The 14,437-nt window shown below is 72.1% G+C and carries 15 protein-coding genes; 5 read left to right on the top strand and 10 right to left on the bottom strand.

All coding sequences use genetic code 11. From position 1 onward, the window contains the following. Positions 1–151 precede the first annotated feature (151 nt). The gene (locus AB0M30_RS33665) at positions 152–1,354 is read left to right on the top strand and encodes a histidine kinase dimerization/phosphoacceptor domain-containing protein (protein ID WP_364592232.1); all 1,203 of its coding nucleotides are present in this window, start codon (positions 152–154) and stop codon (positions 1,352–1,354) included. Here AB0M30_RS33665 and AB0M30_RS33660 read toward each other — a convergent pair. Then, positions 1,296–1,901, bottom strand: a complete 606-nt coding sequence (locus AB0M30_RS33660) for a helix-turn-helix domain-containing protein (protein ID WP_364592229.1) — start codon at positions 1,899–1,901, stop codon at positions 1,296–1,298. The genes AB0M30_RS33665 and AB0M30_RS33660 overlap by 59 nt on opposite strands. A 62-nt stretch (positions 1,902–1,963) precedes the next feature. Between AB0M30_RS33660 and AB0M30_RS33655 the strand changes: the two genes are divergently transcribed. Both AB0M30_RS33655 and AB0M30_RS33650 read left to right on the top strand, forming a co-directional pair. Further along, positions 1,964–3,724 (top strand): acyclic terpene utilization AtuA family protein, encoded by a 1,761-nt coding sequence (locus AB0M30_RS33655; protein WP_364592226.1) that lies wholly within the window; start codon positions 1,964–1,966, stop codon positions 3,722–3,724. Between the two features lie 14 nt (positions 3,725–3,738). Then, a complete protein-coding gene (locus AB0M30_RS33650; protein WP_364592223.1) occupies positions 3,739–5,283 on the top strand; it encodes a CoA transferase in 1,545 nt (514 codons plus the stop codon). An 8-nt stretch (positions 5,284–5,291) separates the two neighbouring features. Here the strand turns inward: AB0M30_RS33650 and AB0M30_RS33645 are convergent, their stop codons facing one another. Beyond that, the gene (locus tag AB0M30_RS33645) at positions 5,292–6,215 is read right to left on the bottom strand and encodes an NADP-dependent oxidoreductase (RefSeq protein ID WP_364592220.1); all 924 of its coding nucleotides are present in this window, start codon (positions 6,213–6,215) and stop codon (positions 5,292–5,294) included. Positions 6,216–6,357: 142 nt separating this feature from the next. Here AB0M30_RS33645 and AB0M30_RS33640 point away from each other — a divergent pair, with 142 nt between their 5' ends. Further along, a complete protein-coding gene (locus AB0M30_RS33640) occupies positions 6,358–7,479 on the top strand; it encodes an epoxide hydrolase family protein (RefSeq protein ID WP_364592217.1) in 1,122 nt (373 codons plus the stop codon). A gap of 11 nt (positions 7,480–7,490) precedes the next feature. Here AB0M30_RS33640 and AB0M30_RS33635 read toward each other — a convergent pair whose 3' ends face one another. Beyond that, a complete protein-coding gene (locus tag AB0M30_RS33635; protein WP_364592214.1) occupies positions 7,491–8,297 on the bottom strand; it encodes a helix-turn-helix transcriptional regulator in 807 nt (268 codons plus the stop codon). Beyond that, positions 8,290–8,859, bottom strand: a complete 570-nt coding sequence (locus tag AB0M30_RS33630; protein ID WP_364592211.1) for a carboxymuconolactone decarboxylase family protein — start codon at positions 8,857–8,859, stop codon at positions 8,290–8,292. Before AB0M30_RS33630 ends, AB0M30_RS33635 begins: the two co-directional genes overlap by 8 nt. Before the next feature lie 92 nt (positions 8,860–8,951). On the opposite strand from AB0M30_RS33630, the gene AB0M30_RS33625 reads away from it, so the two are divergent. Beyond that, entirely contained in the window at positions 8,952–9,854 is a 903-nt protein-coding gene (locus AB0M30_RS33625; RefSeq protein ID WP_364592208.1) for an alpha/beta hydrolase, read from the top strand. Here the strand turns inward: AB0M30_RS33625 and AB0M30_RS33620 are convergent. The 6 genes from AB0M30_RS33620 to AB0M30_RS33595 form a co-directional block, all read right to left on the bottom strand. Then, positions 9,838–9,999 carry a hypothetical protein gene (locus tag AB0M30_RS33620; protein WP_364592205.1) on the bottom strand — a complete coding sequence of 54 codons (162 nt, stop codon included), beginning with the start codon at positions 9,997–9,999 and terminating at the stop codon, positions 9,838–9,840. The two genes, AB0M30_RS33625 and AB0M30_RS33620, sit on opposite strands and share 17 nt — an antisense overlap. Before the next feature lie 60 nt (positions 10,000–10,059). Next, positions 10,060–10,755: an alpha/beta hydrolase gene (locus AB0M30_RS33615; RefSeq protein WP_364592202.1), complete on the bottom strand. Its 696-nt coding sequence runs from the start codon at positions 10,753–10,755 to the stop codon at positions 10,060–10,062. A 77-nt stretch (positions 10,756–10,832) separates the two neighbouring features. Next, complete coding sequence (locus AB0M30_RS33610; protein WP_364592199.1) at positions 10,833–11,624, bottom strand: helix-turn-helix domain-containing protein; 792 nt, start codon at positions 11,622–11,624, stop codon at positions 10,833–10,835. A gap of 154 nt (positions 11,625–11,778) precedes the next feature. Then, the gene (locus AB0M30_RS33605) at positions 11,779–12,909 is read right to left on the bottom strand and encodes an epoxide hydrolase family protein (RefSeq protein ID WP_364592196.1); all 1,131 of its coding nucleotides are present in this window, start codon (positions 12,907–12,909) and stop codon (positions 11,779–11,781) included. Further along, positions 12,899–13,522 carry a TetR family transcriptional regulator gene (locus AB0M30_RS33600; protein ID WP_364592193.1) on the bottom strand — a complete coding sequence of 208 codons (624 nt, stop codon included), beginning with the start codon at positions 13,520–13,522 and terminating at the stop codon, positions 12,899–12,901. Before AB0M30_RS33600 ends, AB0M30_RS33605 begins: the two co-directional genes overlap by 11 nt. Further along, the gene (locus AB0M30_RS33595) at positions 13,467–14,417 is read right to left on the bottom strand and encodes an SDR family NAD(P)-dependent oxidoreductase (RefSeq protein ID WP_364592190.1); all 951 of its coding nucleotides are present in this window, start codon (positions 14,415–14,417) and stop codon (positions 13,467–13,469) included. The genes AB0M30_RS33600 and AB0M30_RS33595 overlap by 56 nt, the downstream gene beginning before the upstream one ends. Positions 14,418–14,437 lie beyond the last annotated feature (20 nt).

Below are 14,437 nucleotides of genomic sequence, written 5' to 3'. Positions count from 1 at the left end.
CGCCTCGGTGCTTCCAGCGTGGGGCTTGGACCCGGTGACCACATCGGACGCAAAGCGGCGTTGCCGCCGGACGGGCTACGTCAGCTGACGTAGCCCGGGTGTCGCTTCGAAGCCGACGACAGGCGCCCGGCCGGTCGCCATGCTGACGGGCATGCCCATGGCCTTCGGCGCGCGGATCTTCCGGCTGGACGTCGTGTCCGCCGGGCTGTTCGCGGCCGCCGTGGTCGCCGGCACGATGGCCGTCCCATCGCCGGCGACCGCCCCGGCCATCCCGCTGGACGCGCTCGGCGTGACGCTCCTGGTCGCCGCCGCGGCGGTGACGATGGGCCTGCGCCGCAGCATGCCGCCGGTGGCGTTGACCGGCGCCGTGGTACTGGTCAACGGCTATCTGCTGGCCGGCTATCCGTACGGGCCGGTGCTGCTGTGCCTGGTGATCGCGGTGTTCGAGACCGCCCGGCAGCGGACGCCGCTCCGCTCGGCGGCGGTGTGCGCGCCGGCCGCCGTGCTGTCGTCGGTGACCATCCTCGTCCGGGTGCTCAGCGACCGGCACGATCCCGGCCTGCTGGCGCTGGCCTGGTCGAGCTGGATCGTGCTGCCGTGGTCGCTGGGGGCGCTGGTCCACGTGCGGGACGCGGCCCGGCGGCGGGCTCGCCACGACCTCATCACGCGCACGGCACTCGAGGAACGGATCCGGCTGGCCGGGGAGGTGCACGACATCGCCGGGCACGGGTTCGCCCTGATCACCATGCAGGCCGGGCTGGCGTTGCTCGCTTTCGACGAGCAACCGGACCAGGCACGCCGCTCGCTGGAAGCCGTCCGCGACACCAGTGCGGGCGCGCTGGCCGACCTGCGCGGGATGCTGGCGGCGTTCCACCCGCGCGAAAGCGGCCTGACCGGGCTCGCCGCGCTGATCGACCGCGTCCGGACCGGGGGTCTCCCGGTGGACGTCGCCGTCGAGGAGCCCGTTCCCGGGCCGCTGGGCGCGCGGGCCGCCGACACCGTGCTCAGCCGGCTCGCGGGTGAGCAGCCGGAGAACCTCCGCCGGTCGTCCTACGCCCAGTGCATGAGCCTGGGCCGGAACGCGGGCATCTACCAGTTCGCCAACAGGTCCGACGTCGCGGTGTGGCTGCACATCGACGACGGCTGGGGCGCCAGGATCAAGGAATTCGTCTGCAAGGGCATCCCCGGGCACCTGGCCAAGGAGGCGCACAAACCCGGTTCGTTCAAGCTGCACCGCCTTCCGGGAGGTGCCGCCAAGCGGCGGCAGCTGCTGCGTGCCGAGGCGACCCGGCCGGCTAGGCCGGCGGGTCAGCGTCAGCGGAGTTCGGACCAGCCGGAATCAAAGGTCCACTGAGGACATCGAGGCAGGCGTCGACGCGGCGGCGCAACAACTCGCCTGACGCCGGCGCGCCCGGACCTTCCGCCGGCAGCCGGAGGAGCTCGATGATGCCGCCCAGGACGAAATCCGCGAGCGTCGCCGGGTTCGGGAGGTGGTCGACGAGCCGGATGCACGCCGGGTGGAGGAGGTCGCGGTAGGCGTTCGCCGTCTGCTGCGACGCCGCGCTGGGGTAGAGGTTGCGGTAGAGCTCCGCGTGCCGGGCCGAGAATTCGCACAGGCGGTGGATCACCGCCCGCGGGTCTTCCCCGTCGCCGGGGGTGAGCTCCCGGAACGAGGCCGCCACGGCCTGCGCGACGGCGTCGTCGCGGTCGCGGAAGTGCTGGTAGAAGACCTGCCTGCTCACGCCGGCGAGCGCGGCGATGTCGCTGACCGAGATCCGCTCGACCCGGCGTTGTTCGATCAGCTCGAACGCGGCCCGCCGGAGCCGGTCGCGCACGCGCGCGGCCCGGGGATCGGCGCTGTCGGTGCGGGCGGGCGCCCGCAGACCCTCGTTCGTTGACACTTGTCAACGATAGCAGTAGCGTCGATTTCAGCGACAGGTGTCAACGAAGCGAGGTGGCCGCCATGGCGCGTCCGGTCCGGATCGCGAACTTCTCCGGCGCGATGGGTGACAGGTTCTCCGCGTTCGAAGAGGCCGTCCAAGGCGATCCGGTGGACGTCGTGATCGGCGACTCGATGGCCGAGATCACCATGTCGATGGTCGTCGCCGGCTTCCACGGCAACCGCGAAGCCCGGCGCGAGTTCTTCTCGGAGTTCTTTCTCCGCCAGCTGCGTCCCCAGCTTCCCGCCATCGCCGAAAAAGGGATCAAGGTCGTCACCAACGCCGGGATCTACCACCCGGCCGGTCTCGCCGAAGCGATCCGCACCGAGGTCGCGGCGCTGGGCCTGTCCCTCAAAGTCGCGTACGTGACCGGCGACGACCTCACCGGCACCGCGAAGGACCTGATCGCCGACGGACAGCTGAACCACCTCGAAACCGGCGCGCCACTGGAGATCGACGACCTGCTGGCGGTCAACGCCTACCTCGGCGGCTGGGGCATCAAGGCCGCGCTCGGCGAAGGCGCCGACATCGTCATCACCGGCCGGGTCGCGGACGCCTCCCTCGTCACCGGTCCCGCCGCGTGGTGGCACGGCTGGCAGCGCGGGGATCTGGACCGCATCGCCGGCGCGACCGCCGCCGCGCACATCATCGAATGCGGACCGCAGGCCACCGGCGGCAACTTCGCCGGCTTCACCGGCATCGCCGACAACACCCTGCCCGGCTTCCCCATCGCCGAGGTCGACGAAGACGGCACCTTCGTGATGACCAAACGCGCCGGCGACGGCGGCGCGGTCACCGTCGACACCGTGACCGCGCAGCTGATGTACGAGATCCAGGGCCCGCGCTACCTCAACCCGGACGTCACCTGGCACACCGACTCCATCACGCTCGCCCAGGACGGCCCGGACCGCGTGCGCGTCACCGGCGCCCGCGGCAGCGCCGCCTCCGAGACGACCAAGGTCGGCGTCAACTTCCAGCGCGGCTACCGCGGCGCGACCTGGCTCTTCCCCACCGGCCTGGACGTCGACGTCAAGATCGGCGTCCTCAAGGCCCAGGCCGACCGCGCTCGCCAGGACCACCCCGTGGACGAGCTGCACTTCTTCGTCTGCGGGCAGCCGGTCCCCGATCCGGAGGACCAGTGGCAGGCCACCGTCGCCGTCCAGGTCACGGCCGCCGCCGCGGAGCAGAAGACAGTTTCGGGATTCCTCAACCAGTTCTGCTCCTACGGCCTCGGCAGCATCCCCGGCTTCTACATCGACATGACCCAGATGTACTCCATGGGCGGCCAGCCCCGGATCGACTACTGGCCCGGGCTCGTCCGCCAGGCCGACCTGCGCCACCAGGTCCACCTGCCCGACGGCCGGGTCCTCGACATCGCTCCCCCGCCGGACACCGTCGTCTTCACCGGCCAGCCCGAAACCCCGGCGAGCCGCGCGGCTCCCTCCGGTCCCACCGCGACTGTCCCCTTCGGACAGCTCGTCTACGCGCGCACCGGCGACAAGGGGGCAAACGCCAACCTCGGCGTGTGGGCCCGGGACGAAGCCGCCTGGCCATGGCTCGCGGGGTTCCTCACCGCCGACCGGCTCCGCGAGCTGCTCGGCTGCCCGGACGCCGTCGGGATCGAACGCTACGAACAGCCGAACCTGCACGGCATCTCGTTCGTGCTGCGCGGCTACTTCCCGCCCAGCGGCTCGGCGAACCTCGCGCTCGACCAGATCGGCAAGTCCCTGGGCGAGTTCCTCCGCGCCCGCCACGTCGACGTCCCGACCGCCCTGCTGCACTGACCGGAGAGTCCACAGTGGAAACCACCGACCCGCGGGCCCTGCGCGAAGCCATGCTCGAAGCCGTCGGAAAGCGCGCGACCGACGACGAGTTCGATCCGCACGCCGAGCTCCGCGCCCTCCTCGCCCCGCTCGGCTTCACCCCCGAAGACAGCGGCGGCACCATCACCTTCCACAAGCGCGACCCGCTGATGCCCAGCAGCATCCGCATCGGCGGCGCCGCCGCCGTCGCGCTGGCCCAGCAGTCGGTGATCGCCGCGAAGCTGTGGCGGATGCGCACCGGCCTCGGCCAGGACATCACCGTCGACCTCGGCCAGGCCATCCGCCGCCTCGCCCCGGCGTCGGAGATGAAGTGGGAGACCCTCAACGGCTACCCCGCCGACATGCCCGACCGCAGCGTCTTCGCCTACTTCGGGTTCTACCCCACCCGCGACGGCCGCCACGTCATCCCGCCGAACATCTACCCCGGCCTCAAGTCGAAGATGCTCGAAGTCCTCGACTGCGCCGACAACCCCGAAGCCCTCGGCCGCGCCATCGCCCGGCACACCGCCGACGAGCTCGAAGCGCTCGGCGAAGAGCACGGGATCGTGTTCGCCAAGGTCCGCAGCGTCGAGGAGTTCGTCGCCGAGCCGGTGTTCGAGCACCTCGCCTCCCGGCCCCTGATCGAAATCGAAAAGGTCGCCGACACCCCGCCCGAACCACTGCCGGAATGGGGCACCCACCCCCTGTCCGGAATCCGCGCGCTCGGCATGGGCCACGTCATCGCCGGCGCCGGCATCGGCCGCTCCCTGGCCTCACTCGGCGCGGACGTGCTCAACGTCTGGCGCGTCGCCGAGTTCGAGCAGGACCCCCTCATCGCCACGGCCAACGTGGGCATGCGTTCCACCCGCCTCAACGTCCGCGGGCCCGACGGCCGGGACACCCTGCGTGCACTGTTGCGCGAGGCGGACATCTTCTTCGCCAACCGCCGCCCCGGCCTGCTCACCGAACTCGGCGTCGACGCCGAACAGGCGTTCGCGGTGCGGCCCGGCCTCATCCACGTCACCGCCAGCTGCCACGGCGAAACCGGCCCCTGGGCCCGCCGCGTCGGCTTCGACCAGGTCGCCGGCACGGTCACCGGCATGGTCGCCGCCGAAGGCAGCCTCGACGCCCCGAAGCTGCCCCCGACATCGATCATCAACGACTACCTCGTCGCCTGGCTCGGCGCGACCGGCGCCATGGCCGCGCTGGCCCGCCGCGCCACCGAGGGCGGCAGCTACCGGGTCCACGTGTCCCTGACGCGGGCCGCGATGTGGGCGGTCACCCTCGGCTTCTTCGACTGGGACTACGTCCACCAGGCCGTCGGCAGCGGCGGCGACCACGAACTGCTCGACCCACAGCTGTTCACCTCGCTCACGCCGTTGGGCATCTACCAGGGCGTCACCGAGAACATCACGCTGTCACGCACGCCGCACCACTACTCGAACGTGCTCTCCCCGCGCGGCGCCGACCAGCCGGTCTGGCTCCCGCGGCCGCAGAAGCCGGACGTCGCCGCGTTGGCCAAGATCCTGGGCCGCGGCTGAAAAGCTTGTCAGGTCACCTTGATGACGACTTTGCCCGAGGCGTGCCCGTTCTCGACGGTGGCGAGGGCGGCCGGGGCGTCCGACAGCGGGTGAACCGCCGTGACCGGAGGCGCGAGGACTCCGTCGAGCGCCAGCCGGGCGGCGCGCTCCAGGTTGTCGCGGTCGAGGCGGCGCTCGACGAACCGGCCGCCGATGTCGGGCACGGACTGATCGCCCACGGCGATGACATCGCGGGGGTTGCGCGCCAGCGGGGCGACCGTCCGCAGCGAGGGACCGCCGACCAGGTCGACGATCCCGTCGAAGCCGCCGGGAGCCAGCTCACGGGCCGCGGCGGCGACGTCCTCGGCGGTGTAGTCGACGAACCGCACCCCGGCGCTCTCGGCCGGCTCGCGTTTCGCGGCGCTGCCGGTGCCGACCACGTGCAGCTCGCGCGCCGCGGCCAGCCGGGCGACCGCGAGGCCGACCCCACCCCCGACGCCGTTCACCAGGATCGTGGCGCCGGCCGGCAGGCCGAGCTGGTCGAGCGCGTCCACCGCGGTCGTCCCGGCCACCGGCAGCGTCGCCGCCACGGTGGCGGACAGACCCGCCGGGATGCGCGCGGTGTTCGGCGCGGACAGCACCGTCGTCTCGGCGTAGGTGCCGCCGCCGGTGAGCGCGAAGCCGAAGACCGCGTCCCCCACCTCGAGCCCGTCGACGTCCTCGCCCAGCGCGAGAACGGTGCCCGCGGCCTCCATACCGAGCACGCGGGGAAACGGACGCCCGCCGTCGAGCCCGGGGACCAGACCCGCGCGCACGAGGTGGTCGAGGGGGTTCACCCCGGCGACGTCGACCCGGATCAGCACCTCACCGCGACCGGGAGCGGGATCGGGGCGGTCGAAGAACTCCTGCACTTCGGGCCCGCCGTGCCTGCCGAAACCCCATGCCTGTCCCATTTTCCGTGCCTTCCCGGTGACCGGCCCGGCCGTTCCGGGCGCTGCCGCCATCCTGACCGCTGACACCGGTGTCAGGGGCAATCGGCTGAGGCGCGGGTCACACCCGCGAAGTAATGTTCCCGGCGAGGAAAGGAGGCTCCCTGTGACCGCCGAGCCGTTCGAGGTCAGCGTCACCGAAGCCGAGATCGCGGATCTGCGGGCCCGCCTGCGCCGGACGCGGTGGCCCGAGCCCGAGCCGGTGGACGACTGGTCCCAGGGGCTGCCGCTGGCCTACGCGCAGGAGCTTTGCCGCGACTGGGCCGAGGACTACGACTTCGGGTTCGCCGGACGGCTGAACGCCTTCCCGCAGTACCGCGACACCGTCGACGGGCTCGGCCTTCACTTCCTGCACGTCCGGTCGCCGGAGCCGGACGCCTTCCCGCTGGTGCTCACGCACGGGTGGCCCGGTTCGGTGCTCGAATTCCTGGACGTCCTCGGCCCGCTGACCGACCCGCGCGCGCACGGCGGGGACCCGGCGGACGCGTTCCACGTGGTCGCGCCGTCGCTGCCCGGGTACGGCTGGAGCGACAAGCCGTCGACCACCGGGTGGGGCGTCACCCGCATCGCGCGTGCCTGGGACACGTTGATGGTTTCGCTGGGGTACCCGCGGTACGGCGCGCAGGGCGGCGACTGGGGTTCGGCGGTGTCCGGCGCGCTGGGCGAGGTGGCGCCCGAGCGGGTCGCCGGCGTGCACCTGAACCTGGGGTCCGTGGCGGCGGGCACGTTCGACGACCCGACACCCGCGGAGCGGGCGAACCTCGAGGCCGAGCTGGAGTTCCGGCGGACCGGCCGGGGGTACTCGGCGATCCAGGCGACCCGGCCGCAGACGCTCGGCTACGGCCTCACCGACTCCCCGGCCGGCCAGGCCGCCTGGATCGCCGAGAAGTTCTGGGCCTGGACCGACCACGAGGGCCACCCCGGGGACGTGTTGCCGCGGCAGAAGCTCCTCGACGAGATCTCGGTCTACTGGTTCACCGCGTCGGCCACGTCGTCGGCGCGCCTGTACTGGGAGAGCTTCGCCCACTTCCGGGACAAGGTCACCGCGCCGTCCGGGCTGTCGGTCTACCCGCGCGACATCACGCGCCCGTCGCGGCGGGAGGCCGAGCTGCGGTTCACCGACCTGCGCTGGTTCGAGGAACTGCCGCGCGGTGGCCACTTCGCCGCACTGGAGCAGCCGGCGTCGCTGGTCGAGCAGGTGCGCGGGTTCTTCCGCCTCGTCCGCTGACCATCCGTTCGTCACCCGCCGGGCGGCCCGGCCAGCTCCCGGGCGTGCTCCCGGGTTTCGTCGTTCATCGGGAAGAAGCATTCGATGCGCAGCTCCTGCAGGGTCACGTCCTGGGGTGTGCCCAGCGTCGTCACCGTGGAGAAGTAGTCGAACCGCCGGCCACCGCGCTCGTACCGGATCGGCACGATCGGGAGGACGGGCGACGTCGCGTCCAGCACCCGCAGGTGCGCCGGCACGTCCGGGTAGTCGAGCACTTCGCCGAGGATCCGCTGGGCCCGCTCGTCCAGGACGCCCCCGATCGCCTCGCGCCGGGCCCGCCGCACCAGCGCTTCGGCCACCTCCGGCCAGTTCGTCACGTGGGGTCGCACGCCGTCCGGGTGGAACATCCGGCGAAGCACGTTCGCCGCCCCCGGTGGCCCCGCCGGCCGCCCGTCCTGGAGGAAGGCGAAGAACCGGCGGGCGGCGGAGTTGGTGTGCCGGATGTCCCAGCCGCGGTCCATCACCAGCGCCGGGAACGGTTCCTGCTGGGCGAGAATGGTCTCCAGGGCGTCCCGCACCGCGGCCAGGGCCGGTGCGTCCAATGCGGACTCCGGGTACTCCGGGGCGAAGCCGGCGCTGAGCAGCAAGGTGTTGCGTTCGCGCAGCGGGACGTCGAGGACCTCCGCGAGCTTCAGCACCATGGCGCGGCTCGGGTTGGCCCGCCCCGTTTCGACGAAGCTCAGGTGGCGGATCGACACGGCGGCCTCGGCGGCCAGCGCGAGCTGGCTCAGCCGCCGGGTACCGCGCCACTGTTTCAGCAGGAGACCGACGTCAGGCACCCGCCGAGTATCCCGTCTTCCAGGCGTGCGGCGCCACCGCGTCCTCCAGCGGCGGCCGGGCGAGGTTGGCCGTGTAGTTCGTCATCGCCGAGATCGCCACGCCGGTGATCACCTCGAAGACCTGTTCTCCGGTGAAGCCCGCCGCCTTGAACGCCGCCACCTCCGCGGCGTCGACGTGCCCCTTCCGCTCGATCAGCGACCGGGTGAAGGCCGACAACGCCGCCATCCGCTCGTCCGCGGGCCGCTCGCCCCGCCGGATCGCCTCGACCACGGCGGGTTCGACGCCGTCCTGCAGCGACTCCAGCGTGTGGAACGCCACCGCCCACTCACTGCGGTTCGCGACGGCGTTGGACAGCAGCAGGACCTGCCGTTCGTCCGGGCCGAACGTGCCGCCGCCCCGGAAGTGGCCGAAGGCGGCGAAGAAGGTGTTGATCAGCGCCGGCGAGCCGGCCATGAGGCCGGCCGCGGCGGGCACGAACCCGAAAGCGCCTTCAAGCACCCTGAGCGGCTCCTTCGCGGCGTCGGCGGCGGTGTCTGCGGTGTGGAGCTGGTAACTGGTCATGGTCCCGAGTTTGCCGGGCCGGGTGCGGCGAACCAATTCCCTCGGAGGTAAACATCGCCGCGCGTCCCGCGCGGGCGTGCGACAATCGGCCGATGGGATTCAGTTCGGCCGGGCGGGCCAGGACGTCCACTTTGGACATAGCTTACGAGCAGGCGGGGCCGGCCGGCGGTCCGCCGGTCATCCTGCTCCATGGCTTTCCCTACGACGTGCGGTCGTTCGACGAAGTCGCGCCCCGGCTGGCGGCTCGGGGTGCCTTCGTCCTCGCCCCTTACCTCCGGGGCTTCGGCGGGACGACGTTCTGCGAGGAATCGACGATGCGGTCGGGACAGCAGGCCGCGCTGGGGCACGACCTCGTCGGGTTCATGGACGCGCTCGAGATCGGCTCCGCGGTCCTCGCCGGCTACGACTGGGGAGGCCGGGCCGCCTGCGTCACGGCCGCTCTGCACCCGGAGCGGGTCACCGGGCTGGTCACCGTGGACGGCTACAACCTCCAGGACATCGCCGCCGCGAACGACCCCACGAGGCCGGACTGGGAGCAGGCTTTCTGGTACCAGTTCTACTTCCATTCGGAGCGCGGCCGCCGCGGGCTCGACCGGAACCGCGAGGAACTCTGCTCATTGTTGTGGCGCAGCTGGTCGCCGACGTGGGCAGGGGCCGGGGCCGCCTTCGCGGCGAGCGCGGCGAGTTTGCACAATCCCGACTTCGTCGACGTCGTCATCCACTCGTACCGGCACCGCTACGGCCTGGCCGACGGCGATCCCCGCTACCAGCGGACGGAAAACCTCCTCGCGAAGCAGCCGCCGATCACCGTGCCGGCCGTGCTGCTGGAAACGGGCGCCGACGGTCTGCCGGGCCCGAGCCCTGCGGGCGACCGGGCGTTCTTCACCGGGCCGTATGAACACCGGCTCCTGCGGGACGTCGGGCACAACCCGCCCCAAGAGGCGCCGGAGGAGTTCGCGGACGCGGTGGAGGCACTCCTCAGCGCAACGCTCTGAAGAAAGCCCGCATGTCTTCCGCGACGAGCCCGGACCCGCCGTAGAGCCGCATCGACGAGCCGACGGTGCCGGTGAACCTGGTCCTGCGCCCCGGGTCGTTCGTGCGGATGCTCGACCTGCTGCCGTGCTCGCGCCCGGCGAGCACGGCGGACCACCGGCCGCTCGCGGTCTTCAGGCGTCGGCCTCACCGACCCGGCAGTAGCCCTCAGCCCGCCGCGCGGAGGATCGTTTCGGCCACCACCTCCGGGTGCACCAGCGGAACGGCGTGCGTGGAGTCGACTTCGACGACGGTGGAGCCGGCTCGCTCGGCCATCCACCGCTGGGCTTCGGTTGGAATGGATTTGTCCTTTGTGGACACCACGGCCCACGACGGCAGTGCGTGCCAGCTGGCGGCGTCCGCGAAGCTGCCTTCCAGGGTGTCCGGGTCGAACGGCTTCTGGGCCGTGGCAAGAATCTTCCGGTCCCGTGCACTGGCGTCGCCGGCGTAGACCTCGCCGAACTTGTCCGGCCGGAGGTAGATCTCCGCGCCGCCGGGGTACTCGCGCACGACGAGGTTGTCCGGAATGAGCAGGCTGCCCGGGAACTTCCCATTGAGCGCGCCCGCCGTCTCCCCCGCGTCCTGCTGGAACGCCGTGACGAACACGAGCGATCGGACGGCTTCGGTCAAGGCAGCGGGAGCCGAGATCACCGACCCGGCGTAGGAGTGGGCGGCGACCACGAGCGGGCCGGTGAGCGTGCCCAGGAACTGCCCGAGGTAGGCGACATCACCATCGAAGTCGCGCATCGGCAACGAAGGCGCGATGACGGTGTGCCCGGCGTCCTGCAGGTGCACGGAGACGCGGCGCCACACCGAGGCATCGGTCAGGGCGCCGTGGACGAGAACGAAGGTCGGCTGATTCATGCCCTCAGTTTCGGCTCCGCCCCGAGCCGCGGACAGTGGCAGTCCTGCCGACTATCGAAACGATCCCGCCAACGGGCTCAGACGCCGTCGAAGGTGAACGCTCTCCGGTGTTCGCGGGGCGAAACGTTCGTCGCGCGCCGGAACTGCACCCGCAGGTTGGTCGCCGTGCCGAAGCCGACGCGGTGCGCGATGTCCTCTATGGACAGATCCGAGCTCTCCAGGAGTTCCTTGGCCCGCAAGATGCGCTGGTCACGCAGCCAGGTCAACGGCGGCACCCCGGCCTTCTCACGGAAGCGCCGGTGGAACGTCCGCTCCGACATGGCGAACCGGGCGGCCACGTCCTTCACCGACAGGGTCTGCCCCAGCGACACGAGCATCCACTGCTGGGCCCGCGCGATGACGTCGTCTCCGGGAGGGACGACCGCCTTCTCCACGAACTGCCGCTGTCCGTCCGCCGGGCGCGGCGCCATCACGATGCGCCGCGCGATGTGCCGCGCTGCCGCCGGCCCGAGGTCGGCGTTCAGCAGGTGCAGGCACAGGTCCACGCCGGCGGTCACGCCGCCGGAGGTGAGCACCGACGCGGTCCCCGCCACGAGCACCGACTGGTCGACGGTCAGCGCGGGAAACCGCTCGGCGAGGTCCGCGCACAGCGACCAGTGGGTGGTCACGGTCAGCCCGTCGAGAACACCGGCCCGCGCCAAGGCGAACGCCCCGGAGCAGATGGACACCAGCCGGACGCCCCGCCGGTGCGCACCGGCCAGCGCCCGCAGCAACGACCCGGGCAGCTCACGCTCCACGGCGTCGGCGTAGCCCGGCACGACGATCGTGTCCGCCCGGCGCAGCAGCTCCAGCCCGCCGTCCGGAAGCACCGTGGTGCCCCCGCCACCGGCACGGGACCGCCGCCCACGGACACCGTCACGAGGTCGTACGCCTCCGGCGCCTCCCGGCCGAACACGTGCACCGGGATCGCGTAGTCGAGGGGCAGGACGTGCTCGAGCAGGACGACGACCATCCGGTGCCGGGTCACCGCAGGGCCCGGAAGAAGTCGGTGACGTCGCGGGCGAGCAGTTCGGGTTCTTCGTGGGCGGCGAAGTGGCCGCCGCGGGGCATCGTCGTGTACCTCGTGACGTGGTACGTCCGCTCCGCCCAGCTGCGCGGCGGCTGGGTCAGGTCGGCCGGGAACAGCGCGACGGCGGTCGGCACCTCGACCCGCTCGACCCGGCGGGTCAGGTTCTCCCCGTACTCGTAGTACGGCCGGAACGACGTCGAGATGGTGTTGGTGAACCAGTAGAGCGACGCCTGCGTCAGCAGGAAGTCGTCGCTGAACCGCGAAGACAGGTCACCGCCGCAGTCGCTCCACGCGCGGTACTTCTCGACGATCCAGGCGAGCAGCCCGGCCGGCGAGTCGGTCAAGCCGTAGGCCAGGGTGACCGGCCGGGTGCTCTGCTGGTGCTGGTAGGCGCCTTCCCGCGCCGACCAGGTCGCCACCGAGTCGAGGTAGGCCCGCTCCGGCCCGGTGAGGGTCTCGGCGTCGTAGGCGACCGGACCGGCGACGGCCATCAAGTGGATCCCGGCCAGCGCCTCGGGATGGGCTTCGGCCAGCCGGGAGGTGATGCCCGCGCCCAGGTCCCCGCCGTGCGCCGCGTACCGGGAGAAGCCCAGTTCCTCACTCATGAGCAGGTGCCACAGTTCATGGGTCTGCACGGGGTCCGCGAGCGAAGGACGTTGCGGGGAGAAGGCGAAGCCGGGCAGCGACGGGACGATGACGGTGAAGGAGTCCGCCGCCGAACCACCGTGCGCGGACGGCGTGGCCAGCCGCTGGGCGAGCTCGGTCAGCTCCAGGAACGAGCTGGGCCACCCGTTGGTCAGCACGATCGGCAAGGCGTCCGGGGCCTCGCCGTCGAACCGCAGGTAGTGCACCGGCGTCCCGGCGACGTCCGCGAACCGGTGGGGCAGGGCGTTGATGGCGGCTTCCTGCGCACGCCAGTCGTAGCCGGTGGCCCAGTGATCGACCAGCCGCCGCAGCTCGCCGGGATCGGTGCCCGCCGACCAGCCGGGCACCGGCCACGGAGCCGGCCAGCGCGTGGCGGCCAGCCGGGTCCGCAGCTCGCCGAGTTCGGCGTCGGTGACCGCGAGCACGGGCCTATCGGACATGGTGTTCTCCTCGCGTTGGCGGAAAGCCGTCCGGGCCGGGCAGCTCGACAGCCGGATCGATGGCCGCCCGGGCCGCCGCCCGGGACCGCGGTCCGGTCGCCAGCAGTGCGTGCATGATCAATCCTTCGAGCAGCGCGTCCAGGCGTGCGGCGGCGTCCGCGCCGACGAACCGGGCCAGCACCTCCTGGCTGCTCCTCGTCCACGCCTCGGCCAGCACGCGGAGCCCGGGGTCGCGCAGGGCCGCCAGGTGCAGCTCGAATCCGAGCACCGCGCTGCGCTGCCGGGCCGGGCTCGCGTGGACGAGGTCGGCCAGCACCTCGACGAACTCCTCACGGGTTCCGACGTCGTCGAAGAGCCTCTCGAACACCGCGGTCTGCAGCTCGACGAAGCGCGCAAACGCCTGCGCCTGCAGTTCGGCCAAGCCGGCGAAGTGGTAGGTGACCGAACCGAGCGGCACGTCGGCCCGGGCGGCGACGTGCCGGTGCGTCATCCCGGCGATCCCGCGCTCCACCAGGACGTCCAGCGCGGCGTCGAGAATGCGGATCCGGCGGTCGGGATCATGCCGGCGGGGTCGCCGGCCGGCGGTCCGGTCCCGCTCTCCGCGGAGTGCCATAAGAACAAATGTACACACCGCCGTCGGCAGCCGCACCGGGAGACCGAGGCGCGACGAGTTCGGCGGTCACGTCCCAGAGCCGGCCGGCCAGCTCCTCGTCGAGGCCGTTCTTGCCCGCCCGGCCGAGGGTCGGATCGCCGCGAAGGCCACCGAGACCGCCGGGCCCGACGTAGGCGTTACCGGGAACGTCCCGCGTCGCGGCATAAAGCAGCGACAATGCACCCCGCTCGGGCGAATTGGTGAGGAACGGGACCCGGTTGACGATGTCCGACCGCGAGTGGGCGGCCAGGCCGGTGCGGGCGATCCCCGGGCTGGCGAGCACCGAGCGGACCGCGCTGCCCTGGGCGTCCAGGCGGCGCTGCAGCTCCAGGGAGTGCAGCACGACGGCGAGCTTCGACGCCCGGTAAGCGGCCATCCCGTTATACGGGCGGGTGCGCCAGTCCAGGTCGGCCAGGTCGAGCCGGCCCTGGCGGTGCAGCTGGCTCGTGACGTGCACGACCCGGTCGGTGACGTGCCCGAGCAGCAGGTTCGTCAGCACGAACGGGCCGAAGTAGTTGGTCGCGGTCTGCCGGTCGAAGCCGTCCGCCGTCCGCGCGGCGGGGACGTCCATGACGCCGGCGTTGTTGATCAGCACGTCGAGCTCACCCGACCAGGCGGCGGCGAAGGCCCGCACCGAACCGAGGTCGGCCACGTCCAGCGGCCGGACGTCGAAGCGGCCGGGCAGCCCGGCGACGGCCCGCCGGCCCTGCTCGAGGTCGCGCACGCCGAGCACGACCCGGGCGCCGGCCCGCGCCAGAGCGCGGGCGGTGATCAGGCCGAGTCCGCGGCCGGCGCCGGTGATCATCACGGTCCGGCCGGTGAGGTCCGGGATTTCGTTCTCTGTCCAGTTGGTCATGCAGCCAGTGAACGGACCGC

It is taken from the genome of Amycolatopsis sp. NPDC051716, assembly GCF_040681595.1.
Classification (GTDB): Bacteria; Actinomycetota; Actinomycetes; order Mycobacteriales; family Pseudonocardiaceae; genus Amycolatopsis.
The sequence above is the reverse complement of the archived record's forward strand: the minus strand, read 5'-3'. Positions and strand labels throughout refer to the sequence as shown.

What these genes read in the sequence shown, in the direction of transcription:
- AB0M30_RS33600 (WP_364592193.1), bottom strand. Translation starts at nt 13,522, where the DNA reads ATGGCACTCCGCGGAGAGCGGGACCGGACCGCCGGCCGGCGACCCCGC.
- AB0M30_RS33665 (WP_364592232.1), top strand. Translation starts at nt 152, where the DNA reads ATGCCCATGGCCTTCGGCGCGCGGATCTTCCGGCTGGACGTCGTGTCC.
- AB0M30_RS33655 (WP_364592226.1), top strand. Translation starts at nt 1,964, where the DNA reads ATGGCGCGTCCGGTCCGGATCGCGAACTTCTCCGGCGCGATGGGTGAC.
- AB0M30_RS33625 (WP_364592208.1), top strand. Translation starts at nt 8,952, where the DNA reads ATGGGATTCAGTTCGGCCGGGCGGGCCAGGACGTCCACTTTGGACATA.
- AB0M30_RS33615 (WP_364592202.1), bottom strand. Translation starts at nt 10,755, where the DNA reads ATGAATCAGCCGACCTTCGTTCTCGTCCACGGCGCCCTGACCGATGCC.
- AB0M30_RS33595 (WP_364592190.1), bottom strand. Translation starts at nt 14,417, where the DNA reads ATGACCAACTGGACAGAGAACGAAATCCCGGACCTCACCGGCCGGACC.
- AB0M30_RS33645 (WP_364592220.1), bottom strand. Translation starts at nt 6,215, where the DNA reads ATGGGACAGGCATGGGGTTTCGGCAGGCACGGCGGGCCCGAAGTGCAG.
- AB0M30_RS33630 (WP_364592211.1), bottom strand. Translation starts at nt 8,859, where the DNA reads ATGACCAGTTACCAGCTCCACACCGCAGACACCGCCGCCGACGCCGCG.
- AB0M30_RS33605 (WP_364592196.1), bottom strand. Translation starts at nt 12,909, where the DNA reads ATGTCCGATAGGCCCGTGCTCGCGGTCACCGACGCCGAACTCGGCGAG.